We start from the raw sequence: 4,751 nt of genomic DNA on the forward strand, positions 1-4,751 counted from the left end.
TGAATGGTGCCTGACTGCGGCGCGACGATATCGATCCGTCGCAGTTCCTGTTCAGCCGCCACCTTGCGCTCACCATACTCCCCGATCTGCGCCTGAACCTCTCTGAGCTCCTGGCCGACTTCGGTCTTGAAATCCTGATCGATCTGCGGGATCTGCAGGCGCGTTTCGGCTATGCGGGCTGCTGTCTGTGCCTGATGTGCGATCTTCTCACCGCGTTCGCCACCGAAAGTGGCAACCTGGATCTTCAGGCTGTTCAACCGTTGGTCCGAGACAATGCCTTGGTCGCGCAGCCCACTCAGAACAGCAATTTCCTTAAGGAGAACCTCGATCCTTTTTTCACAGGCAATTTCCTGCGCCTCGAATCCTTCGATCTCGTGGTGATATTGAGTAATGTGTTCCGCCAGTTGCGCCTGCTTTCCGTCGCGGGATTGTCTGCGGAATTCGAACAGCAGCGTCTCGCTATGTATTGCCGAAGCTACGTCCGGAACATCTCTTCGGACGAGCAGCCAGTCCGGGAAGGCGATCTCCGCGAGATCGTCACGTTCAGCATCGAGTCTTGCCTGGTAGGCGGCGAGCTCATCGAGCCGCTTGGTGACTATGGCGAGATTGGCGCGCGTCTGGGTGGCATCGAGCCGCATGAGGATGTCGCCGGCTTTCACTTTATCGCCTTCGCGCACCAGGATTTCTCCCACCACCCCGCCGGTCGGGTGCTGCACCTTCTTGACATAGGAATCGACGACAAAGTGTCCGGACGCGACAACCGCACCGGAGAGATTCGTGAAGGCCGCCCAGGCTCCGGCTCCTCCCACAAAGATTACGCTCGCCAGAAGGCCCGCCACCAGGTGGCGGCGAATGGAGCTGGAAACGTCATTGTTCTGATGAATGCCGGACACCGGGATCCTCCATGTCAGCGCGCTCTCCCACATGATCCTGTGTAGATTCGATGGCCTTGACGCCAGCGCCTCGTGCCATCGCTGTCCCCTTCAGGACTTTGGAAAGTGCTTCATCACGCGCACCGAATGTTCGCTGCCGTCCACCTTCCATCACCAACACCAAATCCACGGCGCGGATGGCGCTCGGCCGATGGGCGACGACAACCGCAATGCCCTTGCGCTCGCGCACGGAGGCGATCGCCTTAACGACCGCAGCCTCGCCTTCCGCATCGAGATTGGCATTGGGTTCATCCAGCACAACAAGGAAAGGGTCTCGATAAAGAGCACGGGCAAGACCGATACGCTGGCGCTGCCCGGCGGAAAGTGCCGATCCGGCCTCACCGATCGGAGTTTCGTAGCCGTGCTCAAATCGGAGGATCAGTTCGTGCGTGCCCGCTGCTTTCGCCGCGGCGACAATAGCCTCAGGGTCAGGATTATCTTCAAAACGAGCAATGTTTTCGGCAATGGTGCCGTCGAACAGTTCAACACCTTGCGGCAGATAGCCGATATGACGGCCTAGTGCTTCCCGGTCCCATTGATCGAGGCTTGCGCTGTCGATGCGAACCTTTCCGGCGACCGGCGCCCATGCGCCGACGATGGCGCGCGAGAGTGTCGACTTGCCCGAGCCCGATGCACCGATGATCCCGAGTGCGCTTCCCGCCTGAATGGCAAACGCAAGGCCGGTCACGGTCGGCTTCCTTTCGCCGGGCGGAACGATTGTCACGCCTTCGAGGCGCAGTTCGCGTTCAGGTGCAGGCATTGGCATAACAGGAGCGGATTCAGGAACCTTTTCCAAGAGGTCCTCCAGCCGCGCCCAACCCTGGCGCGCCATGAGGAAAGGTTTCCAGCTTGAAATGGCCAGATCGACCGGAGCCAGCGCACGCCCCATCATGATCGAACTGGCAATCATAACCCCGGCCGTAGCCTCCTGTCTGATGACAAGGTACGCGCCGACGGCAAGAATGGCCGATTGCAGCAGCACGCGCAGCGATTTTGAAATGGCACCCAGCCCACCTGCCACGTCCCCAGCTTTCCGGTTGGCGGCCAGATACTTGGCATTGGCCTTTTGCCATCGGGCAGCGATCCGCTTTCCAAGGCCGAGAGCTTGCACGACCTCGGCATTGCAACGCGCTGCTTGCAGCAGACCATTGCGTGCCATGTTGTGGGCAACGGTATCGCTTATTGGCCGTTGCGAGAGAGTGTTGGCAAGGAGTGTCAGAGATGTGAGGCCGACCGCCCCGATAAGTGCCGTCATGCCGATCCAGAAATGAAGGAGGAAGCAAATGCCAAGATAAAACAGCATCCATGGCAGATCGAAGAACGCTGTCGGACCGTTTCCACCCAAGAAGCCGCGAACATTGTCGAGATCGCGAAGCGGCTGCAAGCCGTCGCCCGGCATGCGCGTTGAAAGCGGAAGGCGAACGATCGCATCGTGAACGCGTCCGGAAAACTCTCCATCGAAACGCTCGCCAATCCGCAGCAGCACGCGGGCGCGCAAAATGTCGAGCAGGCATTGGAACGCATAAAGCCCCGCAGCAAGCACGACGAGCCCCACCAGCGTCGATACGCTGCCACTTGCCAGAACGCGGTCATAGACCTGAAGCATGAACAGCGGCGAGATCAGCGCAAGCACGTTGACCGCGCCGCTGATCAACACAACGCCCCAAATAGCGGAACTCAGAGGGAAAGGTCTCAAAGCTGAATCCTTCAAGGAATGGCTTCTCACGTAAGTTCCGGAGGCTGGCGACTCAGCCCCATATTGCTCCCCGACCGGCGACGGACTGCATCCGCTCGCTGGTTCAGGATCAGTGCTCCCGCCGAATATGTTTGGTCCCGGCATTTAATGGAGCGGGTCAACAAACCGTCCGGCTGAAGGTTTGGAAGGGCAACGTCATCGTGGCCGGCCGCAAGGGCCCGGACAGGCTTCCGCCTCCACACTTTCAGGAGATTTCGGTGCACGACCAGCGCGACGCGCAGGGCTTCGTCAAGCTATCCACGCTGCAACTGCTCCCGGGCGCCCCTCGGCCGCCCCGGCCCATGGCAAGTAGCGGAAACGGGAAAGCGCCCGCCCAGGGGGGCGGGGCGCGGTTCCGTATCGGTTTTCTGGATCAAACGAAGGTGAAGTCCGACGCGGTCAGGCCTAGGTCGGCCACGGTGACCACACCGCCCAGGTGGGCGAACTCGTGCGCGCTGCCGTCGGCGGTGACATAGGCCAGAGTTGCGACTCTGTCGGTGTAGCTGCTTTGGTAGACAATGATGTCGCCGGCGTGCTCGCCGGAGATCGCACTCGCTGCCTCATTAGCAGAGTTGAAAGATTCGCCAGTGATTACCACGACATGTTCGCCGTTCGCACCCGAGGCCGCGCCACTGTAGAAGCTGCTCACCGGGTAGCCGGACTGTATGCTGGCGTTGTTGACGAAGTTCGCGCCAAAACCGTCGTTGTAGAGGCCCACCGCATCGAAGGCGAACTTGTCCTCCGCCGGGTTGAAATCGGTGATAGTGGTAATGTCCGGCTTCGACCCGACACTCGGATCGACCCCAGGCACCGGATTGTGGAACTGGAACACGAACGTGTCATTGTCGGTGCCCCCGGTCAACGTATCCTGGCCGTCACCCACGTAGAGGACATCCTGGCCGGGACCGCCGCTGAGCCTGTCATTGTCCTCACCGGAGACGCGCGCGTTGAAGCGGCCGTTGTCGCCGGAGAGATCGTCCCAGCCATCTCCGCCGAAGATGCGGTCGTTACCCTCGCCGCCAAGGGCTCGGTCACTGCCCGGGCCAGCCGAGATCTCGTCGTTGCCGCCACGACCGTCAATCCAGTCACCGCCCTGGAAACCCTCCATCCAATCTTCACCCTTGGTGCCGAGGAGTGTTTCGGCATCCGGGCTACCCTCGATAATGTTTGCCATCGAAAAATACTCCTAATGATGCACCCTGCCTGACGCGTTCATATTGCCCATCGGGTAATTAGAGAAATCGATTGCTTGGATAGACACACATTTACGAAATGGATGCATTCACGTTCACTTCGCCCTTCCGCTGAGCAGTAGCGGGCTCGCAGGCGGCGGGGACGCGCCCAGACGATCGACCCGAACATTCACACTCAAGCGGACGAGGAAAACTTGGTAACCGGCCGCCCTGGTTGGGCCCAAACCTCTCTCTGTTTGCTCGACGCCGGCATACCCGCACCGTAAGCGCTGGACGTGGACAAGTTCCGGTGGCGGCGGGTACGGCGCGGCTCAGCGATGAATGGGGGCCGGAGACGGTTCCTTCCCCGACACGCATGCTGCTACCGCGCAACAAGGGGAGGGCAATTTGCCGCCAATGGTCTCGTGATAGCGCCTTTCGCCGACAGGCTGTCGAAGTTGACCGAAGCCGAGCTGAAACGACAACTGACGGGTCCTCACAGCTGCGTTACGCATTCGCTCACCGTCAAGCCGGCCTCGGAAGAACAGGCATAGGGCTGTGTTGCCGAGTATCTCGCCAGCACTGCCCATTGCGAGCAATGGAACATTAGGGAGCGCGTTCGCGCGAGCCGAGAGTTCAAGGATCTCGGAACGACAGCTTCCGCACGTCGGCCGCACGGGCTCTACGCGACGCGGCCTACGCCAAGCTAACAGAATTACTTTCATTACTCGTGGAATGCTCGACTGATTTGGTCCGACAGCGGCTTCACAAAATAGCAAAGCGCCGTACGCTCGCCCGTCTGGACCATCGCTTCGGCCGGCATGCCGGGCACGAGCGTCAGGTCCTTGAGCTTCGTCAGTTCCGCATGCGGAACCGATAGACGCACCAGGTAATACGAAATGCCGTTTTTTT

4 protein-coding genes are annotated in these 4,751 nt (G+C 60.2%); all 4 read right to left on the minus strand.

The window, feature by feature from the left end; translation table 11 throughout:
* Nucleotides 1-893, minus strand: an 893-nt coding sequence (locus NKH06_RS31845) for an HlyD family secretion protein (protein WP_352895105.1), incomplete at its 3' end; no start/stop codon positions are given.
* Nucleotides 868-2,643 carry a type I secretion system permease/ATPase gene (locus NKH06_RS31850; RefSeq protein WP_352554106.1) on the minus strand — a complete coding sequence of 592 codons (1,776 nt, stop codon included), beginning with the start codon at nucleotides 2,641-2,643 and terminating at the stop codon, nucleotides 868-870. The genes NKH06_RS31845 and NKH06_RS31850, both read right to left, overlap by 26 nt.
* A gap of 397 nt (nucleotides 2,644-3,040) precedes the next feature.
* Nucleotides 3,041-3,841, minus strand: a complete 801-nt coding sequence (locus NKH06_RS31855; protein WP_023766920.1) for a calcium-binding protein — start codon at nucleotides 3,839-3,841, stop codon at nucleotides 3,041-3,043.
* A 722-nt stretch (nucleotides 3,842-4,563) separates the two neighbouring features.
* A partial coding sequence (locus NKH06_RS31860) for a beta-barrel domain-containing protein (protein ID WP_502914519.1) occupies nucleotides 4,564-4,751 on the minus strand: 188 nt, incomplete at its 5' end.

The organism is Mesorhizobium sp. M1342 (genome assembly GCF_040317955.1).
GTDB lineage: Bacteria > Pseudomonadota > Alphaproteobacteria > Rhizobiales > Rhizobiaceae > Mesorhizobium.

Excerpts from the sequence above, each read along its gene's own strand:
- NKH06_RS31855 (WP_023766920.1), bottom strand. The coding sequence starts at position 3,841 with ATGGCAAACATTATCGAGGGTAGCCCGGATGCCGAAACACTCCTCGGC.